Below are 1,052 nucleotides of genomic sequence, written 5' to 3' on the forward strand. Positions count from 1 at the left end.
GGTAAAACTATCAATCAGAAGAACCTTTCCGAGCTCCGATGTTTCGCCTGTTAGATTAATCATGCCTCTGCCTGACTCAGAGGGACCCATTTTGTGTATACAGTCTAGGTAAATTTCCCCTGACTCACTTATCTCTAACGCTCCAGCTAGGTTATATGTCTCACTATCACCGATTGAGAATACACCTTGAGTTATGATCTTTTCCTCTAACCTCATTTTCTAATCCCTCTCTTTTTGGCACTAAACAACCTGTATCAGATATCAGCCTTCTTTTGTCAGATAGTTTACTGTCGTACACCTCTTATAATGTAGTCTTATCCACCTCTTTACTGTTGATCTTGACCAGCCATCTCCAGACAGCTTTTGTATCTTAAGTTAACGATGCCAGCAGGCGCTGGTATTCCCTCGAGGAGTGATAGCCCAGCGCAGTGTGTGGATGGTTTTCATTGTAATGATTGAACGCCGCCGCAAGGTTTTGCGGTGCTGTTCGCACATGCGCATGTCATGCGCGGTATACGCTGAACCATTGTGCGTCAACCACTGCACAGGCTTGTCCGGGAGCATCGCTCCGAAGCGTTTTTCCACTGCTCCCAGCATCACATTCTGCACTGTTGTGTGTCATAGCAGCCAGTGCTTGCAGCCCAGTCTATGGCTCCCTGTCGCAGCAGTCCATCGCAAATGTCACCCGCAGTTTTTCTGCCGTCATCACATCCGAATTCGAAGCCGTCTGAACTACAGCGCTGGTAACGGGGTTTGAAGTCCAATGGAACGGTAACGTACTTAAGAACCTAACCATATGATTTAAAGTAAATAAATTTGCGGTTTTGTCTGCCAGATTTACGTTGATTTGATTACAGAGTTTATTAACCCTGAAAATGGTCAAAGATGCATGGCTACTGGCATCAACGGAAAAAGTAATCAAAATCCTAGTTTCCTTTACTCGGCTTAACTGCTCAAAAAAACGTACTTGGCGTACAATTTCGTACGGTTGGACTTTAAACTCCGTGATGTGATTCCCATTGAACAGGTCGACAGGCTTACTCGCCTTGATG

The 1,052-nt window shown here is 45.2% G+C and carries 2 protein-coding genes and 1 pseudogene; all 3 read right to left on the reverse strand.

Translation table 11 applies throughout. The features are described 5' to 3' along the window. On the reverse strand, nucleotides 1–216 hold a 216-nt coding region (locus CWM53_RS31610), incomplete at its 3' end, for a hypothetical protein (protein WP_206062607.1). Nucleotides 217–326: 110 nt separating this feature from the next. Further along, nucleotides 327–743, reverse strand: a pseudogene (locus CWM53_RS06810) (DDE-type integrase/transposase/recombinase); the annotation flags it as partial. After that, nucleotides 647–1,052, reverse strand: a 406-nt coding sequence (locus CWM53_RS31615; protein ID WP_206062608.1) for a hypothetical protein, incomplete at its 5' end; no start/stop codon positions are given. The pseudogene CWM53_RS06810 and the gene CWM53_RS31615, both read right to left, overlap by 97 nt.

This window comes from Klebsiella sp. A-Nf5 (genome assembly GCF_002810545.1).
GTDB classification, from domain to species: Bacteria; Pseudomonadota; Gammaproteobacteria; order Enterobacterales; family Enterobacteriaceae; genus Klebsiella; species Klebsiella variicola.